Below are 22,911 nucleotides of genomic sequence, written 5' to 3' on the forward strand. Positions count from 1 at the left end.
CCGATAATCTCGTGCCATGCCTGCACCTCGTCGCCGCATTCCCTCCGTCAAACCGGCCGAACAGCACGCCGAGTGGCTCGGGCTCCTCGCGCCGGACGGCCCCTTCCTCTCCGCCGACGTCCTGACGGAGGCGTTCCCCTCGGGACTGCCCGCCGTGGACACCGAGCTGCGCAAGAGGCTCCGCCAGGGGTGGGGGGAACTCCAGGCCTCGGAGGGGGCGCTGGCCGCTGAGTGGATCGAGCTCGTCCTCGACGAGGTGTTCCGCTGGAGCGACAAGTACCGGGTCCGGAGTGTCACCGAGGGAACGGGGGCGCTCCCGGAGTTCGCCCTGGTCGGCCCGAAGGACAAGGACGGGCGCACGGAGCGCCTGCATTTCTACCGGCTGCCGTGGGGCGCCAACCCCGCCGAGTCGAGTCCTGATAGTCCCTCGCCGATCGAGGCGGCGGCGGCCCGGGGCCGCGAATCGGGTGTCCCGCTGTCTCTGGTCACCGACGGCCAGCTCTGGGCACTGGTGCACGCACGTCCAGGGGAGCCGACCTCCTACGGGGTGTTCGACGCCGACCTGTGGTCGGAGGAGCCGCTCCTCTTCCAGGCGTTCACCGCATTGCTGGAGGGCAAGCGGGTCCAGATCCCGGCGACCACGCGCGACGGCAGGGACCCGTCGGACTCCACCGCGTCGCTCTTCGCCCGGACGGTCGACAAGCAGGGCGAACTCACGGACGACCTGGGCCATCAGGTCCGTCAGGCCGTGGAGCTGCTGGTCGCCGAGATCGCCCGTATCGACCGCGGTTCCAGCGATCGGTTCCTGGAGCACGTGGGCGAGCGCGAGGTGTACAAGGGGGCGCTGACGGTGCTCATGCGCCTGGTGTTCCTGCTGTACGCGGAGGAACAGAGGCTGCTGCCCACCGACGACCTGTACGCCGAGTACTACTCGGTGAGCCGGTTGCACCACCAGCTGGCGGACGACCGGAACCGGCTCGGTGAGGAGGTCGGGGACCGGCGCGCGGCGGCGTGGCCCCGTCTGATGGCGCTCTTCGCGGGTATCCACGGTGGTGCCGAGCACCCGGACCTGCGCCTGCCCGCTTACGGCGGCTCGCTGTTCGACCCGGAACGGTACGGGTGGCTGGCCGAGTTCGCCGTCACCGACAGGGTCGTGTTCGAGGTGCTCGACGCCCTGGTGATGTTGAAGCCCAAGAGGAAGAGCGGGACGCCGACCCGGATCTCCTACAAGGGGCTCGGGGTGGAGGACATCGGGCACATCTACGAAGGCCTGCTGGAGTTCTCCGTCCGCAGGGTCCATGAACCGTACGTCGGCCTGCGGGGGAAGCTGGAGCCGGAGGTTCCGCTCGCGGAGCTGGAGGAGCAGTACTCCGAGCACGAGGAGGTCTTCTTCGACTGGCTGAAGGCGGAGACCGGGGCGACCGCCAACCAGTTGCGGAAGATGCTCAAGGAGCAGCCGGATCCCGCACAGCGCGCCAGCCTGGGCTCGGCCTGGGACAACCGGGAGGACCTGGCCGAGCGCACGTTGCCGTTCTGGGGGCTTCTACGGTCGGATCTGCGGAACGAGCCGACGGTGTTCCCAGCGGACTCGGTGGTGTTCACCCAGGTGGGGGAGCGGCGTAAGACCGGAACCCATTACACGCCGCGTGACCTGGCGGAGAAGGTCGTCAAGTACACCCTGGAGCCCCTGGCCTACAGCCCCGGTCCGGCAGAGGGGGTGGAAGAGGCGGGCTGGCGGGTCAAACCGGCGGAGGAGCTGCTGAAGCTGAAGGTGTGCGATCCCGCGATGGGATCGGGGGCGTTCCTGGTGGCGGCGACGCGGTTCCTGGCCGACCGGGTGGTGGAGGCCTGGCAGCGCGACGGGATACCGGACGAGGTGCGCACCGCGCTGGGTGCCAACTACGAGCTGGACGACGTGCGGCTGTTCGCCAAGCGGCGCGTGGCGGCGTCGTGCATCTACGGGGTGGACCGCGACGACATGGCGGTGGAGCTGGCCAAGCTGTCGATGTGGCTGGAGACCCTGGCTAAGAACAAGCCGTTCAGCTTCCTCGACCATGCGCTGGTCTGGGGGGATTCGCTGGTGGGGTTGGTGAACGAGGAGCAGGTGAAGGCCTTCCACACCGACCCGAAACGGGGGCGCACCATCAACGCCCGGTTGACGGGTGATGTGGGGGAGTACATCGACCGGAAGCTGGGGGAGGCCCGAGAGCTCCGACGGCGGATCGAGGCGCTGCCGCCGGTCAATGATCCGGAGGATGTCGACAAACGACGGGAACTGCTCGACGAGGCCAACAGCACCGTGGATCAACTGCGCCTGGCCTGTGACGGGGTGGTGGCGGCGGCCCTGGCCGCTGAGCGGTACGCAGAGCTGGACCTGGAGGACTACGAGAAGAAGCTCCAGGACGGGGAGGTAAAGAAGCTCAACTGGCAGGACGCCTACGACGACCTGCTTACCCGGCTCTCCGACGAACTCCTCGCGCTTGTGAGCGAGGACGGGCACGACTTCTACGCCGAACAGGCGACGGAGTCCAAGATCCGGGAATGGTTGAAGGGCGGCCGGGACGAGCCGATCAAGCCGCTGCACTGGGCCCTGGAATTCCCCGAGGTGATGGGGGAGGAAGGCCGGGGCGGGTTCGACGCAGTAGTGGGGAACCCGCCGTTCATCGGTGGGCAGCGGCTCACGGGGACCATCGGTAAGGACGTCCGCGAGTACCTGGTCGTGGATATCGCCGAGGGGAAGCGGGGGAGCGCGGACCTGTGCTCGTACTTCCTGCTGCGGAACCTGGCGATCGCCCCGAAGGGGCGAACCGGCATCATCGCCACGAACACGATCGCGCAGGGGGACACCCGGGAGGTGGGCCTGGACCAAGTGGTGGAACGGGGCTGGGCCGTCTACCGGGCGGTGAAGAGCCAGGTGTGGCCGGGTACCGCGAACGTTCACGTGTCGCTGGTGTGGGCGGGGCATGCGGGAGAGCGGGAACAGCCTGTCCTGGGGGAGGTGTCGGTTCCGGGGATCACCCCGTCGCTGGACCCGAAGTCAAGGACTACTGGGAACCCGTGGAAGCTGGTGGCCAACGCCGATGAATCCTTCATCGGCTCGTATGTACTGGGTGAGGGCTTCGTGCTGGAGCCCGAGCAAGCGCGTGAGCTGATCCGGCGGGACCCGCGGAACCGGGAGGTGTTGTTCCCCTACCTGATCGGCAAGGACCTCAACTCGCGTCCGGACTGCTCGCCGAGCCGATGGGTGATCAACTTCGGTTCGATGACGGAGGAGGAGGCCCGGGAGTACCCGGAGCCCTTCAAGATCGTTGAGCGTGACGTGAAGCCGGTACGTGCCCAGAACAACGACCGTCAACGTCGAAAGATCTGGTGGCGTTTCACACGACCGACACCTGAGCTATATAGCGCGATCTCCAATCTCGATTTCGTGCTGGCGATTTCTTTGGTGAGCCGCACAGGCCTTCCTGTCAGACAACCTACAGGACCGGTCTTTTCCCATGCGGTGGCTGTTTTTGTGGATGGTGGGTTCGGGAAACTTGCTCTGCTCAGCAGCGGCATCCATTACTCATGGGCAGTGTCCCGGGCATCCAGCATGAAGGGAGACCTTCGGTACACGCCTTCAGACGTGTACGAGACGTTCCCGAAGCCCGAGCGGATGGAAGCGCTTGTTGCCGCTGGTGAACGCTTGGACCAGGACCGGAGCGAGATCATGTTGCAGCGGAATTTCGGGCTGACGAAGCTCTACAACCTCGTACACGACCCGGCATGCCAAGGTGACGAGGACATCGACCGGCTACGAGAGATCCACGTCGAGATTGACGAGGCCGCGAAGGAGGCTTACGGATGGTCGGACCTCGACCTTGAGCTTGGGCACCACGAGACAGCCCAAGGGCCCCGGTGGACGTTCAGTCCAACAGTCCGCGTAGAGATCCTGGACCGGCTCCTTGAACTGAATCACGCTCGGCACGAGGAAGAGGTGCGTAAGGGGATCTGGCCCCCGAAGAAGAAGCGTTCGGCGGCCAAGGCCATGCCGGTTCCTGATCTTGGCGACGGGTTGTTCCCACCGGAAGGCACCCTCTTCTGAATACGGAGCCCAACCGTGGCCGGAGAGGGCCGACCGCGGTTGGGCTTCGTGCTTGCTCGGGCTATCTGCTGAGGGCAGCGGTGAGGAAGCTGCTCCATTCGGCGGCTGCGAAGGGGAGATGCCCGGCATTGGGGTGCTTGGAGTCGCGGATGGCGGCGCCGCACGGGATGTCGGCAACCTCCACACAGTTCTGGGCATGCCCGCTGTAGCTACTCTTCCGAAAGTCAAGGACGGTGGTGTTCATGAGGGGCTCTCTAGGGACTTCAGGATGCTGGTGATGAGATCAGCTGACTGCACGGTGCTCAGGGCGGACCCCTGAATGTCACTGAAGGTAGCACTGTGTGCCTCTACCTCATCGTGCTCCTCCAGGAAGAGCCCGTTAGAGGCGGTGTCGATGTACACGATGGGGAGATCCAGTGGGTCAGGGAAGTCCAGGATGGTGAAGGGGGCGCACAGCCCCGCGTGTGATCCAGCGTCTGCGGGAAGCACCTGGATGTCGATGTTGGGCAACTGGGCCATGTGGTAGAGGTGGGCAAGCTGCTCGCTCAAGACCTCGCGGCCGCCGATCCGCTTGTGAAGGGCGCTCTCCTCAATCACTGCGCGGAGGCGGGCGGGATGGTGGCGAACCAGGATTTCGCGCCGAGCCATACGGGCCTCGACCTTCTTCTCGATGATGTCCGGACTGGCGAGACGCCCGCCTCGAAGCAGTCCTTCCGCGTAGGCCGGAGTCTGAAGCAGGCCTGGGATCATCTGAGTCTCAAAGGTACGGATCACCGATGCTTCGGCTTCGAAGTCCGGCAAGGCTCGGTCCGTGAAGACCTCCTTGTACTTTGACCACCAGCCGCGCTGTCTTGCGTCCCTCGCGAGTGCGTGCATAGATGATCGCTTGTCGGGATCGGTGATCCCGTAGAGATCCATTAGTTTGTCCAGATCGTCCGCTTTTATACGCTTCGTCTCTGTTGTCTCCATCTTGGAGACCTTGCCAGAGCTCCATTTGAACTTGTCGCCGACTTGAGCCGCCGTGTAACCGGCCGATTCCCGGGACTGGCGGAGCATCGTCGCCAGGCGGCGCAAGCGGAGGGTCGGGCTGCTGTGAGAGGTCATGGGGGCACTCTAACGAAAAAATTCGGGAGAGTAGAGGATCTTCTTGAAAACTCTACGATTGCTTATTATCTTGTCTGTGTAGTCAGTGACCGGTGCATCACCGAAGGTTGTTATCGGTCAGGCTACGCCTTGCCCGTTGCTCACATCGCGGCAACCGTGAGACTCCCCCTACGGGCTCTCGAAAACCCCTGCTCACGCGTCACTGCGCCAAGGAGTGTGTTCGTCATGCCCGTCAAAACCCCTGCGCCCGTGCCCGCGCTGGGTGAGGCCACGGTTCCCCTGTCCAGCTTCATCCGGCCGGTCCACCGGCACTACTTCTCCGGTCGGCCCGAGCGTCCGCACTACCGCCTGCGCCGCTACGACTTCGCCGGGACCCCGGCGGTGATGCCGCTGGTGCGGGCCTTCCTCGACACCTGCGCCGCCGCCCAGTCCGCCGACTACCGGTACCTCTTCACCCTGCTCGGCAGCGAACTCGCGAACAACGCGATCCGGCACAGCCTCTCTGGCCGGCCCGGCATCGGCTACACCCTCCTCGTCCACCGCTACCGCACCGGACTGCACCTCACCTGCCGCGACCGCGGCGGCCTGCGGGACAAGGACTCCCGCCTCAAGCCCGAGAAGGACGGACTCGATCCCAACGCCGAGTCCGGGCGCGGCCTGGCGATGGTCGACGCCTGCGCCTCCGAGTGGGGCGACAACGGCAACGCCCACTACCGCAGCGTGTGGTTCCGCCTGGCCTACGACCTGAGCGGCAGCCGCTGGAACACCACCGACGACTGACCATGCCGCCGGCATGAGACGGGCCCAGGAGAGCGCGGCAACGCTCTTCCGGGCCCTGGATCCCCCGAAACCCAACCCAGACATAAGCCAGGAAAGAGGATCTGATGCAGCACCCTATCCCCTCGCCCCGCCGCCCCGATGATTTCCGCCCCATCCCGCTGCTCCCGCGCCGGACCCCGCTCATCGGCCCGGTCTGCCCCGCCTGCGGACATCCCTCCTGCCGCGAACGCCGTGCCCAGCGCCTGCCCCGCCTGGGCGGCCACCGCACCGAGTTCGCCGACGAGCACGCCCGGGCCGCCGCACTCCAGTCCCGCCACCGCCACCTGATCGTCTACTACGGCGAGGCCACGCAGTCCTTCTGGGCCGTCACCCCCACCGGCCTGGTGGAGGCCGCCGACATCGATGCCCTCTTCCTGGCGCTGTGGCCGTACACCGATGCGCCCACCGCCCGTTCCTCCCTCGCGGTCGTCGGCTGATTCCAGCCAGCCCGGGAACCCCCGTCCTCCGGGCCGCTCCGGCGGCCCGGAGGACGGGGCGCACCGAAGGCAAGGCCCACCACGGTCCCCTCCGCATGAGCCCGACAGGTTCTCGCGACCACTGGACACCCTGTCCCCACCGCCCTCTAGCCTGGTGCCATGGGCGATGACAGGGTCCTCACACCCCCGACACCACGTGAGATCCGGGCCGAGCTGGAAGAACTGGTCGTAGGCGACCTCTACGGCCCGGTCGGCGGCGACGAGCACGAGCAGTTCCCCACCACCGAACGCGTCACCGACCGCTACATCCTCGGCAGACTCGCGCCCAACGGAGCGCTGGTCGACCCCGACGACCAGGACCGCCTCGCCGAGTCCGGTGTCCACGACTCGGTGAGCTTCGCGGACGCCGACACCGACGGCGACACCGAACCCGAGGCGCCCTCCGTCCCCAGCATGTTCTGCAACGCGCACGGCTTCACCGTGTGCGTGGAGCCCGGGACCACCGAACTCCTCGCCAGGGCCTCCTGGGCGGTCTACCGGACCGTGGCGAACCCGGAGGGGGAAGGGCGCCTGTACCAGCGCCACCCCCACAGCGCCGAGGTCCGTGTTCCCCTGCCCGAACAGGACACGCTCCTCCGGCAGATCGAGCTCGACCCCGAACAGCCCGCGATCGTGCTGCGCGGCCGGGTGCGCTCCTATGACGGCCGCCGCCTGGTCACCCTCTTCCTCGTCAACGGCCAGCAGGGCAAGGAGAGCTCCCAGAGCAAGTGGCTCTTCCAGGCCGAGTTCTCCGTGAGCGCTCCCGACGGGCACAGCCCGGTGTTCGTGCCCCGGCCCGAGAGTTTCTCCGGCGGGGACAAGAGCGACAGGGACGAACAGCGCAACCTGGCCATGACCCACCGCTTCCACGCCGAGTTCGCGGTAGGGCACAGCACCGCGGTCACGGTCGAGACCGCCCCGGGGGACCCGCTCCGCGCCGTCCGGGTGGGCACGTCCGCCGTTCCCGGCCACGAGCTCCGGCACACCGACGTCCCCAGCGCGGACAAGGACGAGGACCTGCCGGAACTCGCCGACCTCGTCGTGGACATGTCGGTGCTGGGCCGCGAGGACGGCACCGCTCCGAACACACGGGAGGCCCTGTCCCCCCTGGTGGACGGCTACCGCTCCTGGATCGCCCGCCAGCGGGACCGGATCGACGACCCCGCCACCCGCCTGGTGCACGACGGCGCCGACTTCCGGGACAGCGCTCTGGCCAACCTCCGTGAAGCCTCGCGGGCGGCCGACCGCATCGCCGCCGCCATCGACCTGCTCGACCGTGACCCCAACGCCCTGGCGGCCTTCCGGTTCGCCAACCGGGCCATGCACCGCCAGCGCGTCCACTCCATCGCCGCGGCGGGTGATCCCCGGATCGCGCTCGACGACCGTGTGGCCGCCGTCGACGAGCCGCGCAACCGCAGCTGGCGCCCCTTCCAGCTGGCCTTCCTCCTGCTCAACCTGCCGTCCTTGACCGACCCGGCCCACCCGGAGCGCTCCGGAGGCGGTCCGGGCGGGGAGCGGACCGCGGACCTGCTCTGGTTCCCCACCGGTGGCGGCAAGACCGAGGCCTATCTCGGCCTGACCGCCTACACCCTCGCCATCCGCCGCCTCCAGGCCCCCACGGCGGTGCCGCGCACCGACACGGGGGTGGCCGTGCTCATGCGGTACACCCTGCGCCTGCTCACCATCCAGCAGTTCCAGCGCGCCGCCGCGCTCATCTGCGCCTGCGAGGTCGAGCGCAGACAGGACCCGGACCGGTGGGGCGCCGTCCCCTTCCGCCTCGGACTGTGGGTGGGCGGCAAGGTCACCCCCAACTCCTTCAAGGGCGCCGAGGACTGGGTCAAGGACAAGCGCACCGGCAAGGGCGGGGGCGGCCACGGCTCGCCCCACCAGCTCATGGCCTGTCCCTGGTGCGGTCACGCCATCAACCCGGGCCAGGACATCGAGGTCGACGCCGTGGCACGGCGCACCCACGTGCTCTGCCCCGAGTTCGAGTGCGCCTTCAGCTCCTTCGAGAGCGACGGGGAGGGGATCCCCGTCGTGGTCGTCGACGAGGAGATCTACCGCCTGGTCCCCTCCCTGGTCATCGCCACCGTCGACAAGTTCGCCCAGCTCACCTGGAAGGGGGAGGCGCAGACCCTGTTCGGCCGCGCGGAACGGTACTGCCAGCGGCACGGCTTCCTCGCGGGGGAGATGAACAGGCAGGCGTGCGAAGGGGCCGCCTACCACAAAGCGGGGAACAAGAGCCCCTACCACCCCGCCGCCCATGTGGTCCACTCCGAGCCGGTGCGGCCGCCGGATCTCATCGTCCAGGACGAGCTCCACCTGATCACTGGGCCGCTCGGTTCTCTGGTCGGGTTGTACGAGACCGCCGTCGACCTGCTCGCCGGGTGGAACCACCTCGACCCGCTGACCGGGACCAGCCACAAGGTCCGCCCCAAGGTCATCGCCTCCACCGCCACGGTCCGCCGGGCCAACCGACAGATCGCCATGCTCTTCGGCGGCAGGAGGACCCGCGTCTTCCCCCCGCAGGGTCTGGACGCCGAGGACACCTTCTTCTCGCGTCAGCGCCCCATCGACCAGCACGACGGCCGCCGCTATGTCGGTATCTGCGCCCACGGTGTACGCGTCAAGTCCACCCAGATCCGGGTCTACGTGGCCGTCATGGCCGCGGGGCAGAGGCTCCACGACAAGTACGGCGCCAACGAGGTCACCGACCCCTACATGACCCTGGTCGGCTACTTCAACAGCCTGCGGGACCTCGGCGGGATGCGCCGGATGGTCGATGACGACGTCGCCACCCGCCTGTCCCGGGCCGATGAGCGCGGGCTCGCCCAGCGCGATCGACCCTGGGTGGAGGAGCTCACCTCCCGACTGGGATCAGACGACATTCCCCGCATCCTCGAACACCTGGGCAAGGCCTTCACCGGAGGAAAGGGCAAAGGCACCAGGCCGCTGGACGTGCTGTTGGCCACGAACATGATCGCTGTGGGCGTGGACGTGCCCCGGCTGGGCGCGATGGTCGTCAGCGGCCAGCCCAAATCCGCCGCCGAGTACATCCAGGCCACCAGCCGTGTCGGCCGCCGCCACCCCGGCATCGTCTTCACCGTCTACAACTGGGCCCGGCCCCGGGACCTGTCCCACTACGAGAGGTTCGAGAACTTCCACGCCACCCTGTACAGGCATGTGGAGGCCCTCTCGGTGACCCCCTTCGCGGCACGCGCCATCGACCGCGGCCTCACCGGCCTCCTGGTGGCCATGGCCCGAAACTACGACGGGATTCTCAACCCGAACCACGGGGCAGGGAGGTTCGACCGTACCGGGCAGACCGCCGACCACGTGGCGGCCGAGATCAAGCGCCGGGCCCAGCTCGTCTCCGGTAGCACGGCGCAGGCCCGCAGGGTCGCCGAACAGGTGGACCAGCGGATGGACCTGTGGCACGAGCGGCGCAGCCGCCAGACCACGGACGGCGTGACCCTCGCCTACCGCCCCCCGAAGAACTCGCCCAACACCGTCGGGCTGCTCACCCGGCCGGAGGAGGGGCGATGGCGGCTCACCACGGCCCCCAACTCGTTGCGCGAAGTGGAACCCGGAATCCGACTCATCCTGAATCCCGAGGACACCCTGGGCGACGCCGCCGCCCACCCCTTCACCCCTCCCATTGAAGAAGGGCAGGACCAGTCATGAGCACGCCGTCCCAGCACCAGAGGGTGGGCGAACTCCGCACCAGCCAACTGCTGCACACCTTCGGGATCGGCGCGGTCGTGGACCTGCCCAACCTGTCGGTGATCGTACGCGGGCTCCAGGAGTGGAACCCGGCCCATTCCACGGTTCTGCGCGAGAACCGCCTGCTCGAACTCGTGCAGAAGAAGCTCGGCAAACAGGTCACCGAACTGCGGACACCTCCCTACACACCGCCCAACCTCGCCAACCCCTTCGAGGAGTGGGCGCGGATCGGGGTTCCGGTGTCGGTCTTCCCCCGATGGCTCAGGTGCACCTGGTGCAGGGTTCTGGCCTCCGCCGACTCGGGGCTGTTCGAACTGCTCCCCGATGTCTACCGGCCCGACCGGGTGCGCTACGTGCACAGTTGCCAGGGCCAGGGGCGCAAACGGCCTTCCGCCGTGCCCGCCCGTTTCGTGCTGGCCTGCCGGGAAGGGCACCTGGACGACTTCCCGTGGATGTACTTCGTCCACAAGGGAGCGGAACCCACGGAGGGCGAGCACCAGCTCAAGCTCACCGAACGCGGTACTTCCGGTGAGACCGCGAACGTCTTCGCCGTGTGCGGCTGCGGAGAGCGACGGCCCATGTCCGACGCCTTCGGCGAGGAGAACGCCGCCAAGAACCTGCCCGGGTGCCGGGGCCGCCACCCCCATCTGGGGACGTTCAACGGTTGCGGACTGCCCACCCGCACCATGTCGCTGGGTGCCACCAACGGCTGGTTCCCCACCCAGATCCCCGTGTTCAGTCTGCCCGAAGGGGAGACCGGACCGGAGGACGAGGTCGCCAGGAACTGGGACGTCCTGGCGACGATGGCCGCACTGCCCAAGGAAAGGGCGCGGCCGGTCATCGTCAACCTGGCCTTCTGGCCCGAACTGGAGCCGCACGGCTTCGAGAGCGTCTGGGAGGAGATGCAGCGCCGCCATGCGGCCGGCGAGAGCCTGTCCACGGCAGCGGACCCGGACGAAGAGCCCGACGTGGAGAAGCCGGAATGGGAGGCGTTCACCAGGTCCGAGCCGGTGAACCTGGCGGATTTCACCACGCAGAAGGTCTCCACGCCGCGCAACACCACGCGGTACCTGGAACGCGTGATCCTGGTGCCGCGCCTGCGTGAGGTGAGGGCTCTTTACGGGTTCACCCGTATCGACGCGCCCGAGTACGACGTGTTCTCCACGGAGGCGTCCCGGGTCGCCGCGCTGTCCGCCGACCCGCCGACGTGGGTGCCGTGCGCCGAACAGCGGGGAGAGGGGATCTTCCTGAAGTTCCGGGAGGAGCCGCTGGCCGCATGGGAGGCGTCGCCTGCGGTGAAGGAGAGGGAGAGGTACCTGCGGGCGGGACACGATGCCTGGCGCAGCAACCGTAGGTTGCAGCCCGGGGAATGGCCGGGGATGCGGTACGTGCTGTTGCACTCACTGGCGCACTGCCTCATCCGGGAGTTCGCCCTGGAATCGGGCTACGGCGCCTCGGGAATCGCCGAGCGGATCTACGCGCGCGGGGGAACCGATGCGATGGCGGGCATCCTCCTCTACACCGCGGCCCCTGACAGCGAAGGCACCCTGGGCGGCCTGGTCTCACTGGGAGAACAGCCTGAGAGGTTGGGCGGCCTGTTCGACCAGGCCTTGGACGCGGCCCGTCTGTGTAGCTCCGACCCTTTGTGCGCCGAGCACGACCCCATGGACCACGCCCGCCTGTACGGAGCCGCCTGTCATGTGTGTTTGTTCGCCTCCGAGACCTCCTGCGTGCGCAACAACTACTACCTGGACCGGACCCTGCTCGTGGAGACCATGGCCTCCGGTGATCAGAAGGGCCTCGGGTATTTCGAATGAGCACCGAACCGGGAACGGTCGGGCCCTCGAACACCTCCGCCCGCGAGCAGTGGGCCCGGGATCTCGGCCGGTTGGCCGGGCGGCTACCCCTGCCGGTCACGCGGACCTGGGCCGCGGTCCTGGAGCGGAGCAAAGGTCCGGACCGGGTGGAGGCCGAGCTGCTCAGGGCCCATCCGGTCGCCGGTATGGCGCAGCACACCACGGCCCTGGCCCGGCTGTGGCGACTGCGCCCGCGCCTGACCGGGGAGGCGCTGGGGCTCGCGTTGCTGTCCGCGGCCACCGTCGCCGACCGCGCCGAGCGGCAGAGGTCCACGGTGGTGGCCAGCGGACCGGTCACCGGGCCCGACTTCGGTCAGGGCGGTCCGACCCGGATGACCGCCGCGGTGCTGACCGAGGTTCTGCGCGTGGCCCGTGAGCGGCTGCTGGTAGTGGGGTACGCCCACCACCCGTCCGCGGGGGCCGTCGACGAGCTGGGAGCGGCCGTCGGCCGGGGTGTGACCGTGGACGTGGTCCTGGAGGAGAAGACCGGTGCACTCGGTGCCTTCCAGGGGCACTTCGGGAACGATCCGAGGGTACGGCTGTGGCGCTGGCCCGAACACCGGCGGGGAGCGGGGGGCAAAGCCTCTCTGCACGCCAAGGTGGTCGCGGCCGACCAGAGCCTGGCCCTGGTCGGCAGTGCGAACCTCACCGGGTACGCCCTGCACCACAACATCGAGGCGGGCGTCCTGGTTCGTGATCCGGCCCAGGTGAAACGGCTGGTGGGGCACTTCCGCTCATTGATGGGGTCGGAGGGTCCGCTGGAACGGGCTTGAGCCCGTTCCCGTCCGGGGGCGGGTGCCCGGCCGCGATCACCTCAGTACGGAGACGGCGGGCCGTCGATGAACACCTCCACCACCCCGCCGTCCTGCGCGTCGCGACGGCTGATCATGTCCGAACCCGAGTAGTCCTCGCCCGATCCCGGGATCGGGCGCCCGCTCTCCCCGGTCGGCGCCGTGGCGGTGATCTCCACCTCGTAGACCTCTGCCGGAGGAACGTCCAGACTGATGGGCAACAGGCACAGATCGTCGTCCAGAACCTCACCCACCGCGGTCCCGTCGGTCCCGGTGGTCGGGACATCCCCCACATCCAGCACGGTGCCCGCCCCGTCCCGTAGCACGTAGGCCGGGGCGTGCCATACGCACGTGTCGTCGTCCCCGCGGCCCGCCAGCCAGTGGTTGTCCGTGGTGACCTCCACGGCCAGTGTCACCAGATCGCCCGAGCCGCCTTCGGCGCCTCGCGTGTCCTGTACGGGGCGGTGAGGAGCAGAACAGGCAGCCAGACCGGCCACGGCGGCCACGGCGGCGATGGGCACAAGAGCACGGGGCACAGGATCTCCAAGGGTTGGGGCGGGGGCGGTGGAGCCGTATCCCACAGCGAGGTTTCAGGGCGTCGGTATCGCGTCATCGGGGCGGATCTGTGTGCGCCCTCACAGGCGGGTGTCCGGGGCGGTCACCCCTTGCGGAGCGGCAGGTGCAGTCCGAGCGTCTTGAAGTGGTGCCGGTGCGCCCACGCCGTGTGGTCACCGATGACGTAGAGCCTGCGCTTGGCCCGACTGGCCGCCACGTTCAGCAGGTTGGGGGTCCTGCTGGCCCACTCCAGCGCGCCTTCCCGGTCCGGAGCGCCGCCGAGGACGAAGACCACCACCCCGGCCTCCTTGCCCTGGGAGGTGTGGATGGTCCCGGTCCTGTCCTGGCGGACCCCGAACTCCGTGGAGATCTTTCGGACCCGGTCCGCCACGTCGCGGAACGGCGCGAGCACGAACACCTCGTCCATGGGGTGGCCGTGGTTGTCACGCAGGCCCTTGAGCAGCCACTTGAGCCTGTCGCCCTCCAGAGGCCGCCAGTGTCCTTCGGCACCGGACGCGGGTACGTGCACCCACTGGCTGGGCGGTAGGGTGAGCTCTCCGCGCTCCGGGGTACCGAACACCATCATCCCGCTGTAGGCGACCGTGTTGGAGACGGTGAACATCGGGTCGTCGCAGCGTCGGTGCACGCGCAGCGGGCACCCCACCCAGAGCGGTTCGCCCTCCTCTCGTTCGAGCAGTGTTCCCAGCGGGGTGACCGAGTCCGCCAACGCCTGCACCGAGGTCCAGGCGGGTAGCCAGCGTTCCTCGACCTCGAAGCGCTTGCGCAGGTGCTGCTGGGCGGGAAGGGTCAGGGTGGTGACGGGTTCGAGCTGGAGCGGGTCGCCGACCACCACGGCGCGCCGCGCCCGCCACAGGGCCCCCACCACCTGCTGAGGGGTGGCTTGCCCCGCCTCGTCGACCAGCAGCCACCCGAGGGACTCGGAGTCGAAGGCCCCGAAGGTGCGGGAGAAGGAGGCGAAGGTCGACGACACCACCGGTACCACGAGGAACAGACCGCGTATCGCTTCACGTACGGCCTCGTCGGTCGCCTGCTTGGCTCTGCCGCCCAGCACCTCCATGGCGGCGCCCAGGATCTGGCGCATCTTGCCGGGGACCGCGCGGATGAACGCCTCGTGCAGGGCGAGCGCGGAGAGGAACACCTCGGTACGTGCCCGGGCCAGCTCGGGGTCGTTCCACGGGGCGCTGAGCTCGAGTTCGCGATCACCGGTGACCACGTCGCCGACCGGTACGTATCCCGGCCACCGTTGCTCCGCGGCGGCCACCGCCCTCTCCAGCGCGGACAGGCGGGATCCGGCGGTCCGCCTGTCGTGGTCGGCCGCGGCCAGGCCTCGGTCGGCGTTTTCTCTGACCAGCAGCGCCGCCTCGGCCGCCGCGGCGCACTCGCGGCTGTGGGCCTCTGCGGTGCGCAGCCGCGAGACGATCCCGTCGTCGGTGCGCTGCCACTCCTTCAGGCGGCGTCCCAGAGAGAACAGGACGTCTCCGAAACCCGGTTTGAATTCCCAGTGCCGTGAGCGCTCGGCTTCGATTCCCTGGAGGTCGGCGACCGCTTGGTGACTGTACCGTTGGCGCACTTCGTGTTCGGTGCGGGCGTCATCCGCTGAACGCTTCCGATCCCGGTACAGGCGTTCGGCTTCCTGGAGGAGACGGCGTGTCGAAGGGATCTGCTCCAGTTTCCCCGCCACCGCTGCGCGTTCGGCGACCAACCGGTCCCGCTCGTGTACTGCCGCGTTGAACGCCTCGACGACCTCCCGCCAGCGGCGCAGCCCTGGCTGGGAGTCGGCCCGTTCGGCCTTGTCCAGCGCGATGAGGAGTGTGCGCATACCGTGTTCGGTCTGGGTGCGGTCGGGGCGGTCGCCCCACCAGAACCGGCTGACGAAGTTGCGGCGGTTGCCGGCGTTGCCCAGCTGCGCGGCCAGGGTTCCCCAGGCCCCCTCCGAGTCCTTGATCATGTTCGACGCGGTCGCGGCGAAGTAGTCGGCCTCCGCCCACCGTTCATCGACGGCTCTGCGTCCGGGGATCTCCTGAGTGACGTTGTCCACCGCGCCGTTGTTGGCGGAGGCCACCACGATCTCGAATCCGGCCAGCTCAGAGACCAGCCGGGGGAAGGAGGTGCGACCGCGCTCGTGGTCCCATCCGGTCCACTTCTCGGCGAAGGCCTTCCAAGGTTTGGCGAAGCCCGCCAGGACCGTGGCACGTTCCACGACGATATGGGCGACCAGGTCGCGCAGCAGGGTGGTCTTGCCCGTGCCGGGGGGACCGTTGACCGCGAACACGCCAGTACTCCGCCCCAGGGATCCGGTGATGGAGTTGATCGCGATCTGCTGGCTCAGCACCAGTGGATGGACATCCTTGGCCGGCCACCGGCCCGCGGGCGTCAGCTCGGGGTGGACGCGGCGGACGACAGCGCCCTGTTCCCGGCGTACGTCCGTGCGCCGCAGTGCTGCGGTCTCCGCTGAGGAGGACAGGTAAGTGCGCAGTGCCACGCCGTACCCGCCTTTGCGGACAGCCTCGGAGACGGTGGCCAGGTCCTCGGCGATGAAGCTGTTGAGGAGCGGTGCGTCGGTGGTGTCCCCGAAGGGATCCCCCTTGATCTCGGTTTCGCCTCGCTGCTGGGCGAGGAGGAACTCCTGGTGCTCCTGTTCGGCCTCGTCGTCCTTGACGGAGACGGTATGGCTCCGGATGCGGATGTTGAGCACCAGGTGGCGGTCCACACCCAGTAGGGAGGCAACCACGCGTTGGAGGGCCTCCAGTTCCCGGTAGTGCAGGACGCGGCCGTCCTCTCCCGTCGTGCGGAGTCGGGGAGGGGAGGCGCCGGGGTCGTCGGAGGAGAGTTCCGCTTCGACGGAGGCCGATACCTCCACGTTCGCATCCGGAATCGCCACTGCCCCCGTCATCTCCGCGGACAGCTTCAGTGACGAGCGCACGGCCTCCCAGAGATCGACCAGAGGGCCGGAGACCAGCCCTCCGTCCACCGCGGTGAGAAGGGCCCTGGTTGGTTCGGGGCCGGGGTCGGAAACGAGCCAATCGTAGAGTTCGCCGAAACGCTCCTCGGACTGGTCGAAGCCCTCCAACCAGTTCCGTGACCGGGGCCCGGGAGAGATGGTCCGTCCGAGCGCCCACCCGCACGTGGCCAGGGCCTGGGTGGCCAGCAGCGCCCGCCCTCGCTCGTCGACCTCGAACGCCGCCAGCGCGGCCTCTCCCACCGGGCGTTCGTCACCACGCGTCGGATCGGCGCCGAAGGCGTCGGTGAGAATCGCGTGCATCTGTTCGATCTTGAACACGCCGAGGTGGACCGTGTGCCGCCAGACCCTGTTTCGGGGCGCGGGGCGCTGCCGGACCGGATGCCCCCGCTCCCAGGGCAGCGAGCGGCCGGGCTCGACGTGGGAGACGGGAGCGTCATCGCGTAGGTTCGGCTTGTCCACTTTCTGTGGTTCGAACAGTTCGACGGCCCGCCAGAAATCAATGACGCGTGCACGTTCCCGGTCGCCTCTGTTCACACGTTCCCTTCCCGGATTCGGAGTGCGGCGCTCCCAGCGCGCCCACGGGGCACCACTCGTCGTTGATACCAGGCTTTGGTGCGAGTGCCGTCGGAAAAAGTCCCCATTCGGACATCGGGGCCAGCGGGGAGGGTGGTGGGCCCTGGGAGGGTGTGCCGCTGTGCCTTCACCCGAGAGGATCTCAGCGAAGACTCCTTCGCTTTGGCGGATGCTGTGGCGCGACCCTTCTGTGTCCAGCGAGTGTGATGTGAGTCACATATTGAGCTGAGTTCTTGATGGATGAGTTCTATTTGGGCTGGTAAAGCGTCTCAGGTGTACAGGGGGCCATGGGGTGGAGAGCGGCGCTGGGTGGACTCTTGGGGATGACATTTGATTCGAAGGCGCCTTCGCTTGAAAATCCTGCTACTCTCAAAGAGGCAAAAAAGAAGCCTTCCAGGATCCGGTGCCCGAGCCCTGCGCCGACGAACACATGGAAAGCCCCCATCGCCCGATCGGCTCCCTCGGGAATGCCGAGACCAGTCGGGTGGAGCGACCCGGGAGGAACGCTGACCATCACCGCCGACAACAACGACCGGCCGTCTCACACCGACGGTCCCACTTCCGCGATCGGCCGGTGGCGCCGGATCGTGATCTACATTCTCATCGCCATCATCGTGGTCGTCCTCGTCGACCACATCGGACCGGCGGGTGCCGCCGCACTGGCCCTCGCCGCGCTGGAGAAGGGCGCTGCGGAGGCGATCGCGACCAAGACCAAGGAACTCTTCGCCGACAGGGGCGGGAACTGCCGGAGCTGCGAGGCGTGAACCGTGCGGGGCGCCCGGAACGGGCGCCCCGCACGGTCTTCGGCGCCGGTCCGCCATCGAAGAACGGAGAACATGGACCGCGGAGTGAAATATCAAAACCGGCTGCTGCCGCTCGGTGAGATCGCGGAGGTCAAGGCCGGACCTTCCGGTGCCCTTCTGAAAGAGCTGGGAGACATTCCCGGAGGGATCCCGGTCGTCACCCCCGCCGAATTCTCCGCAGACCACAGGATCGATCCGCGCTCTGTGCGCAGCATCCCCGGTGCGAAGCGGGCCAAGGCGGCAGCGTACATGCTGGAAACCGGTGACGTACTCATCGTCAGACAAGGGGCCCTCGGTAGGGTCGCTCTCACGGAACCAGGCCAGGTCGGCTGGATCTACGGATCCTCCTGCCTGAGGATCCGCCTTTCGCGGACTGCCGAGGTGTCCCCTGAGTACCTGGTGGCCTACCTGGCCCAACCGGGCACCATGGAACTACTGAGGGGAACGGCGCTCTCCGGCACGGTCCCGTCGTTCAACGCTGAGGCGCTGCGTTCCCTGGAGGTCGTGGTGCCGAGCCAGCGGACACAGCTGCGGATCGTGCACACCCTGGGGGACATGGACGCGGCGATCAGCGCGAAGAAGGCCGTCGTCGAGCGTATGGAGGCACTTCGCCCATCGGTGTTCACCGCACTCTTGACAGAGGAGGGAGCCTGATGTCCAAGCGGACACCCGGTGAGTACGCGAGCGAACTTCTGCACGTCTCGATGGCGCTCGCGGGCAAGAGCGGTCTCACCGGATCGGCCAAGGCCGTCACGGCGATGCTCATCCTCGGCACCTCCGAACTCGGAGCACGTAGTTTGCACGCCCCCGTGCTGCCAGAGGAATGGGAGAAGTGGAGGGGCCACCCCCAGCGCGCGCACCTCTTCACCGACGCGGACCCCTTCAAGGACCTGCCACCGCGTCGACTCGCCGAGGCCGCCGACAGTGTCAGAGCGCTGCTCGAGGACATGGGGGGACCACGACCTGGGCCCGTGGTCGGAAAGGTGTACGACCTCTACCTCAGCCTGATCGGTGAGCAGACGGGAAAGGCCGCGGGGGAGTTCTTCACTCCGCGTTCGGTGAACGAGCTCATCATCCGCCTGGCCGACCTGCGGCTGGGTATGTCCGTGACGGATTTCTATGCCGGAGTGGGCGGAACCCTCATCGGCGCACTGGAACACGTGGGGGCGCCGTCCCAGGGCGAGACTCCCGTCAGCGGTGCGGACAGCGTCTCGGAGGTGGTGTACCTCGCTCGGGCCAACTTCCACTTGAACGGGGCGGACCCCTCTCTGATTCGGCATGAGAACACCCTGACCTCGTGGAAACCTGTGGACGAGAACGGTCGGAGGTTCGATCGGGTACTGACGAACCCACCCTTCGCCCTGGTCTACGACCATGCCGACTACCGGGTTCCGGAGAACTTCCATGGAAGGGCACCGGCCGGCCGGGCCGAACTGATGGTGGTGCAGCAGATCCTCGCGTCTCTGGGCGCCGAGGGGCGTGCCGTGGTGGCGATGACGCACGGCCCGCTGTTCCGTGGCGGGCGGGAACGGGAAATCCGGAAGAAAATCCTAGGCGCAGGACAGATCGAGGCCGTCATCGGGATTGGACCCAACCTCTTCTACGGAACCACGGTTCCGGCCTGCATCCTGGTCCTGGGACGAGGTGGCTGCGGGGACGTCCTGTTCATCAACGCGGAGCGAGAGGTCACCACCGGACGCAACCAGAACCGGTTGGAGCCCCAGCACATCGAGAAGATCGTCCGTGTCTTCGACAACCGGGCCGCCTTGCCGGGATTCTCCGCGGTAGTTCCCCTTGAGGAGATCGCTCACAACGACCACGACCTCAACGTTCGCCGGTATGTCGAAGCTCCGGGTGCGAAAGAGGACGTGCCGGATTTGCGCGGGGCTGTACTGGGGGGAGTCCCACCGCAGGAGCTGGAACGGCTGCGGGCCCGGTTCGAGGCCCTGGGCATCGATGTATCCAGCCAGTTCGGCGCACGTGGGGACGGGTACCTGGAAACTCGTATGCGCGGGGCGTTCGAGGACATCGTCGAAGACCTCGAGCGCAGGGGGGAATCCACTCTGGCCGGATTCGGGGACTTGTTCCGACAGGAGTGGCCACAGGTACTGAAAAACGCGCACAGGGCGTCGTTCCGGCGTACTGTCAGTGTGTTCCGAAGGGCCCTGGCCGATGAGTTCTGCCGTCGAATGGCGCCCGCGAAGGTTCTCGACGAATACGAGTTGGCCCAGGCGTTCGCGCGGTGGTGGGACCTGCATCGCTACGAGTTTCCCGACCTCTTCCAGGCCAGCCGGGACGGCGAACCGGGCGCGCGTCTGGTGGCCTTGGGCGAGGGCCTGTGGACACAACTCGAAGGGATGGTTCGCGAACACAGGATCTCCCTGGCCAAGACCCTGGACACCTGGCGGAACTGCTACGGTGCATCGCTCAGCCGGTTGCTGGAGAGGAGCGAAGTGGCGGACCGGCGTTTCGAGGCCAGGCTCGGAGAACTCGGTGTCAGCCTGACCGAGGGAGCGCAAGCCAGATCCTCGTACGGCATGCTGAGGCCCGGTGCGGGAAGCGGAGATCCCTGGGGCGAGAACTCGGGGGATCCCTGGCCTCGACTTTGAACACCCGTTCGGCGCGCCTGAAAAGCGCGCCGAACGCTTCAGCCCCACCGCCCACTGTCCGCTGTTCTCCTCAGTTGTTCAAAGGTTCTTTGACCGTGCTGTGAACTGCGGTTCCCATCGGGGCCCGGGCGCTGGCCCTGTGCGTCACCTGTTCCTATGGATCGGCGAAAAGGACAAGGTGAACAAGGCGCTGCGGCGGCTGTTCCCTGACCCCGGCCCGGTCGGGGAGAAACGGGGGTCTCCCGGGGAGGATGCGGGGCTCGCCTTCTGGGTCCGGGGCCCTGGCCTGATCGTCTACTACGGGGAGGCCACCGGGTCCTTCTGGGCCATCACCCCTACCGGCCTGCTGGAAGCCCCCGACACCGACGCCCTGCTGCTCGCCGTGTGGCGGTACACGGCAGTCTCCGAACGGGTTCGGGCGACGACGTTCACCTAAACGGTCGATCATCCCGACCGTCGACGGGGGCGGTGCCGCGTACGCGCAGTATCGCCCCGTTTGGTCGTATCTGAAGGCTATTTGAGTACGGTTTGAGTGTCGTGTGAGAGTGATCTGATCACCACGGCCCACCCCCACCCCCAGGCTTTGGCGTCTTCGATGTCGCATCCCCGCCCCGGTCCGTCTTCTTAAGAGAACAGAAAGCAGGAAGAAGGCAAGACCACCACGGGAGGGTGTACATGGGTGACGGGGACGACTACGAGCAGGCGTTGATGCGGCTGCTGCCGCGGATCACCGACCGGGACCGCAGGATCCTGGTGGGGTTGTGGGAGCACCGGGTGATGACCACCCACCACCTGCACCGCATCTTCTTCCCCCACGCCGGAGGACGCCGGGCCCGGTACCGGCTGCTGGTCCTGCACCGCTACGGGCTCATCGACCGGTTCCGCCGCCACACCCACGACCGCAACGCCCCCGACCACTGGGTGCTCGCCCCCACCGGGGCAGCCCTGGTCGCCCTGCACCGCGGCGAGGACCCCCTCCCCCTGGGCCGCCACCGCCACGACCGGGCCCTGGCACTGGCCTACGCACCGAACCTGCCGCACATCCTGGGCCTGGCCGAGACCCGCGCCGCCCTGTACGAGGCCGCCCGCGAAGCAGGAGCCGAGGTGGTGCGGTGGGTGGGCGAGCGCGAGAGCGCCCGCCGCTGGAACGACTACGCGGTGCGCCCCGACGCCCACCTGCGCTGGCGCCAGCACGGGAGGACGTTGGACGCCTTCCTGGAGTACGACACCGGCACCGAGAACCTCAACCAGGTGCAGTGGAAGATGCCCGGGTACCGGCGCCTGGCGGAGGCGACCGGTCGGCCGGTGGTGGTGCTGTTTTTGTTCCACTCCCAGCAGCGCGAAGACAACGCGGCCCGCAAGCTCGCCGAGTACTGCACCGGCACCCTGGGGGTGTACATGAGCACCTACACGCGGCTGTACACCCTGGGGGCGGCGGAGCCGATCTGGAGGCTGGCGCACTGCCGCGACCGGGCACCCCTGGGAGAAATCTCCCTGGCCTACCCCCAACAGGTCAGGAGGCAGATGGAGTGACCTCCCCTTGAGGCGGGGTGTGGGAGGGGTGCCGATCGGTGGGCCTGTGACCGCTCCGGCCCCTGCTCCAGGCGGTACTCCCACCACCGCTCCAGCTGATGGTCCGGCCTTGGGTGGACCACCCCTGGCGGCGTTATCAGTGCAGGTCGCGCGGGCTTGAGGGTGGTCCACCGGCCGCCCAGGCTGTATACCGAGTTCGGTAGTCCTCTTCACGTAGGGCGGGCGGCGCCCGGTGTCAGCCCGGGGGTGTGCGGGGGCGCGGGCGTCCCCGCACACCCCGGAACCGTGCCCTGCCTCGCCCGGAGTCTCTTGCTTCTCCGCGTTGCGGACAAGCATCCCCTCGACCACCAGGAAGGTGGAGTTTCCCCCGGGAGCCCGGCGCGCGGTCGGGCGCCGGCCGGTGCGAGGGCGAGGTCGATGATGCACACCCTGCCGTGCCACCTCCGCCCGGCCGGTGGTGTTCTCTCGCGAGGGTGTCGTATCGGCCGCCTCGCGGGTCTTCTTTTAGGGACGACATCGGGGAGAAGAAGCGGCCAGGACGGGCTGCCCTGCCCCGGTGGCTGAACAGGGGGTGCGTGTTGGGCGATCGGCGGCAGCGGGCACGTGGGGCGGACGTCGGGCCACCGGCCCCGGGCCGGGCGGCCAGACACCAGGCCGGGGCGGCGGGCGCTTACGGGCCGTCTGGCGGCCCCGCAGCGCCCGGTCGCGGGGCCGGGGGCTGGTGGGCGTACGCGGCCTGCCGGGGGATGGACCCGGATCTGTGGTTCCCGCCCCAGGGCGGGTCGGTGCGGGCGGCCAAGCGGGTGTGCCGGGTCTGTCCGGTCCGGTTGGCGTGCCTGGCCGAAGCGGTGCGGCGGGGCGAGTTGTACGGGGTGTGGGGCGGGGCCTCGGAGGAGGAACGGCGCGGGTTCCGCACCGCCGCCCGCGAGCACGCGGATGGGGGTGGGCGTGGCCGGGAGCGCGCCGCCTGACAGCGGGGGGAAACCAGAGGCGGGGGAGGTG

The 22,911-nt window shown here is 68.3% G+C and carries 16 protein-coding genes; 12 read left to right on the top strand and 4 right to left on the bottom strand.

What is annotated here, in order from left to right:
* Positions 1 to 16: 16 nt before the first annotated feature.
* Positions 17 to 4,084 (top strand): DNA methyltransferase, encoded by a 4,068-nt coding sequence (locus UIS43_RS24570; RefSeq protein WP_370011854.1) that lies wholly within the window; start codon positions 17 to 19, stop codon positions 4,082 to 4,084.
* Positions 4,085 to 4,145: 61 nt separating this feature from the next.
* Here the strand turns inward: UIS43_RS24570 and UIS43_RS24575 are convergent, their stop codons facing one another.
* Positions 4,146 to 4,328 carry a DUF397 domain-containing protein gene (locus tag UIS43_RS24575; protein WP_370011857.1) on the bottom strand — a complete coding sequence of 61 codons (183 nt, stop codon included), beginning with the start codon at positions 4,326 to 4,328 and terminating at the stop codon, positions 4,146 to 4,148.
* Complete coding sequence (locus UIS43_RS24580; protein ID WP_370011859.1) at positions 4,325 to 5,188, bottom strand: helix-turn-helix domain-containing protein; 864 nt, start codon at positions 5,186 to 5,188, stop codon at positions 4,325 to 4,327. The genes UIS43_RS24575 and UIS43_RS24580 overlap by 4 nt, the downstream gene beginning before the upstream one ends.
* A gap of 225 nt (positions 5,189 to 5,413) precedes the next feature.
* On the opposite strand from UIS43_RS24580, the gene UIS43_RS24585 reads away from it, so the two are divergent.
* The 5 genes from UIS43_RS24585 to drmC all read left to right on the top strand — a co-directional run bounded on the left by UIS43_RS24585 (position 5,414) and on the right by drmC (position 12,835).
* Complete coding sequence (locus tag UIS43_RS24585; protein ID WP_370011861.1) at positions 5,414 to 5,968, top strand: ATP-binding protein; 555 nt, start codon at positions 5,414 to 5,416, stop codon at positions 5,966 to 5,968.
* Between the two features lie 104 nt (positions 5,969 to 6,072).
* Positions 6,073 to 6,444, top strand: coding sequence for a hypothetical protein (locus tag UIS43_RS24590; RefSeq protein ID WP_370011864.1), 372 nt, complete (start codon positions 6,073 to 6,075; stop codon positions 6,442 to 6,444).
* Between the two features lie 159 nt (positions 6,445 to 6,603).
* The gene (gene drmA, locus UIS43_RS24595) at positions 6,604 to 10,167 is read left to right on the top strand and encodes a DISARM system helicase DrmA (RefSeq protein WP_370011867.1); all 3,564 of its coding nucleotides are present in this window, start codon (positions 6,604 to 6,606) and stop codon (positions 10,165 to 10,167) included.
* Positions 10,164 to 12,023, top strand: coding sequence for a DrmB family protein (gene drmB, locus UIS43_RS24600; protein WP_370011869.1), 1,860 nt, complete (start codon positions 10,164 to 10,166; stop codon positions 12,021 to 12,023). Before drmA ends, drmB begins: the two co-directional genes overlap by 4 nt.
* On the top strand, positions 12,020 to 12,835 hold the full coding sequence (drmC, locus tag UIS43_RS24605; protein WP_370011871.1) for a DISARM system phospholipase D-like protein DrmC: 816 nt from the start codon (positions 12,020 to 12,022) through the stop codon (positions 12,833 to 12,835). The genes drmB and drmC overlap by 4 nt, the downstream gene beginning before the upstream one ends.
* A gap of 41 nt (positions 12,836 to 12,876) precedes the next feature.
* On the opposite strand, the gene UIS43_RS24610 is transcribed toward drmC, so the two are convergent.
* Together UIS43_RS24610 and UIS43_RS24615 are read right to left on the bottom strand one after the other, a co-directional pair.
* On the bottom strand, positions 12,877 to 13,389 hold the full coding sequence (locus tag UIS43_RS24610) for a hypothetical protein (protein ID WP_370011873.1): 513 nt from the start codon (positions 13,387 to 13,389) through the stop codon (positions 12,877 to 12,879).
* Positions 13,390 to 13,511: 122 nt separating this feature from the next.
* Positions 13,512 to 16,709 (bottom strand): DEAD/DEAH box helicase, encoded by a 3,198-nt coding sequence (locus UIS43_RS24615; RefSeq protein ID WP_370011875.1) that lies wholly within the window; start codon positions 16,707 to 16,709, stop codon positions 13,512 to 13,514.
* A gap of 722 nt (positions 16,710 to 17,431) precedes the next feature.
* On the opposite strand from UIS43_RS24615, the gene UIS43_RS24620 reads away from it, so the two are divergent.
* From UIS43_RS24620 to UIS43_RS24645, 6 genes are all read left to right on the top strand, one after another.
* The gene (locus UIS43_RS24620; RefSeq protein ID WP_370011877.1) at positions 17,432 to 17,728 is read left to right on the top strand and encodes a hypothetical protein; all 297 of its coding nucleotides are present in this window, start codon (positions 17,432 to 17,434) and stop codon (positions 17,726 to 17,728) included.
* A gap of 72 nt (positions 17,729 to 17,800) precedes the next feature.
* Complete coding sequence (locus tag UIS43_RS24625) at positions 17,801 to 18,421, top strand: restriction endonuclease subunit S (protein WP_370011880.1); 621 nt, start codon at positions 17,801 to 17,803, stop codon at positions 18,419 to 18,421.
* Positions 18,421 to 20,376, top strand: coding sequence for an N-6 DNA methylase (locus UIS43_RS24630; protein ID WP_370011882.1), 1,956 nt, complete (start codon positions 18,421 to 18,423; stop codon positions 20,374 to 20,376). The genes UIS43_RS24625 and UIS43_RS24630 overlap by 1 nt, the downstream gene beginning before the upstream one ends.
* A gap of 178 nt (positions 20,377 to 20,554) precedes the next feature.
* Entirely contained in the window at positions 20,555 to 20,812 is a 258-nt protein-coding gene (locus UIS43_RS24635; protein ID WP_370011885.1) for a hypothetical protein, read from the top strand.
* A 239-nt stretch (positions 20,813 to 21,051) separates the two neighbouring features.
* Positions 21,052 to 21,909, top strand: a complete 858-nt coding sequence (locus UIS43_RS24640; RefSeq protein ID WP_370011887.1) for a replication-relaxation family protein — start codon at positions 21,052 to 21,054, stop codon at positions 21,907 to 21,909.
* Positions 21,910 to 22,655: 746 nt separating this feature from the next.
* Entirely contained in the window at positions 22,656 to 22,880 is a 225-nt protein-coding gene (locus UIS43_RS24645) for a WhiB family transcriptional regulator (RefSeq protein ID WP_370011888.1), read from the top strand.
* The last annotated feature ends 31 nt before the right edge of the window (positions 22,881 to 22,911 follow it).

Origin of the sequence: Nocardiopsis sp. LDBS0036, from assembly GCF_041228755.1 — a bacterium.
Classification (GTDB): Bacteria; Actinomycetota; Actinomycetes; order Streptosporangiales; family Streptosporangiaceae; genus Nocardiopsis; species Nocardiopsis dassonvillei.

Bases quoted from the DNA above. Each gene is read 5' to 3' on its own strand.
- UIS43_RS24575 (WP_370011857.1), bottom strand. From the start codon at position 4,328: ATGAACACCACCGTCCTTGACTTTCGGAAGAGTAGCTACAGCGGGCAT.
- drmC (WP_370011871.1), top strand. From the start codon at position 12,020: ATGAGCACCGAACCGGGAACGGTCGGGCCCTCGAACACCTCCGCCCGC.
- drmA (WP_370011867.1), top strand. From the start codon at position 6,604: ATGGGCGATGACAGGGTCCTCACACCCCCGACACCACGTGAGATCCGG.
- UIS43_RS24640 (WP_370011887.1), top strand. From the start codon at position 21,052: ATGGGTGACGGGGACGACTACGAGCAGGCGTTGATGCGGCTGCTGCCG.
- drmB (WP_370011869.1), top strand. From the start codon at position 10,164: ATGAGCACGCCGTCCCAGCACCAGAGGGTGGGCGAACTCCGCACCAGC.
- UIS43_RS24645 (WP_370011888.1), top strand. From the start codon at position 22,656: ATGGACCCGGATCTGTGGTTCCCGCCCCAGGGCGGGTCGGTGCGGGCG.
- UIS43_RS24625 (WP_370011880.1), top strand. From the start codon at position 17,801: ATGGACCGCGGAGTGAAATATCAAAACCGGCTGCTGCCGCTCGGTGAG.
- UIS43_RS24630 (WP_370011882.1), top strand. From the start codon at position 18,421: ATGTCCAAGCGGACACCCGGTGAGTACGCGAGCGAACTTCTGCACGTC.
- UIS43_RS24585 (WP_370011861.1), top strand. From the start codon at position 5,414: ATGCCCGTCAAAACCCCTGCGCCCGTGCCCGCGCTGGGTGAGGCCACG.
- UIS43_RS24590 (WP_370011864.1), top strand. From the start codon at position 6,073: ATGCAGCACCCTATCCCCTCGCCCCGCCGCCCCGATGATTTCCGCCCC.
- UIS43_RS24570 (WP_370011854.1), top strand. From the start codon at position 17: ATGCCTGCACCTCGTCGCCGCATTCCCTCCGTCAAACCGGCCGAACAG.
- UIS43_RS24620 (WP_370011877.1), top strand. From the start codon at position 17,432: ATGCCGAGACCAGTCGGGTGGAGCGACCCGGGAGGAACGCTGACCATC.
- UIS43_RS24580 (WP_370011859.1), bottom strand. From the start codon at position 5,188: ATGACCTCTCACAGCAGCCCGACCCTCCGCTTGCGCCGCCTGGCGACG.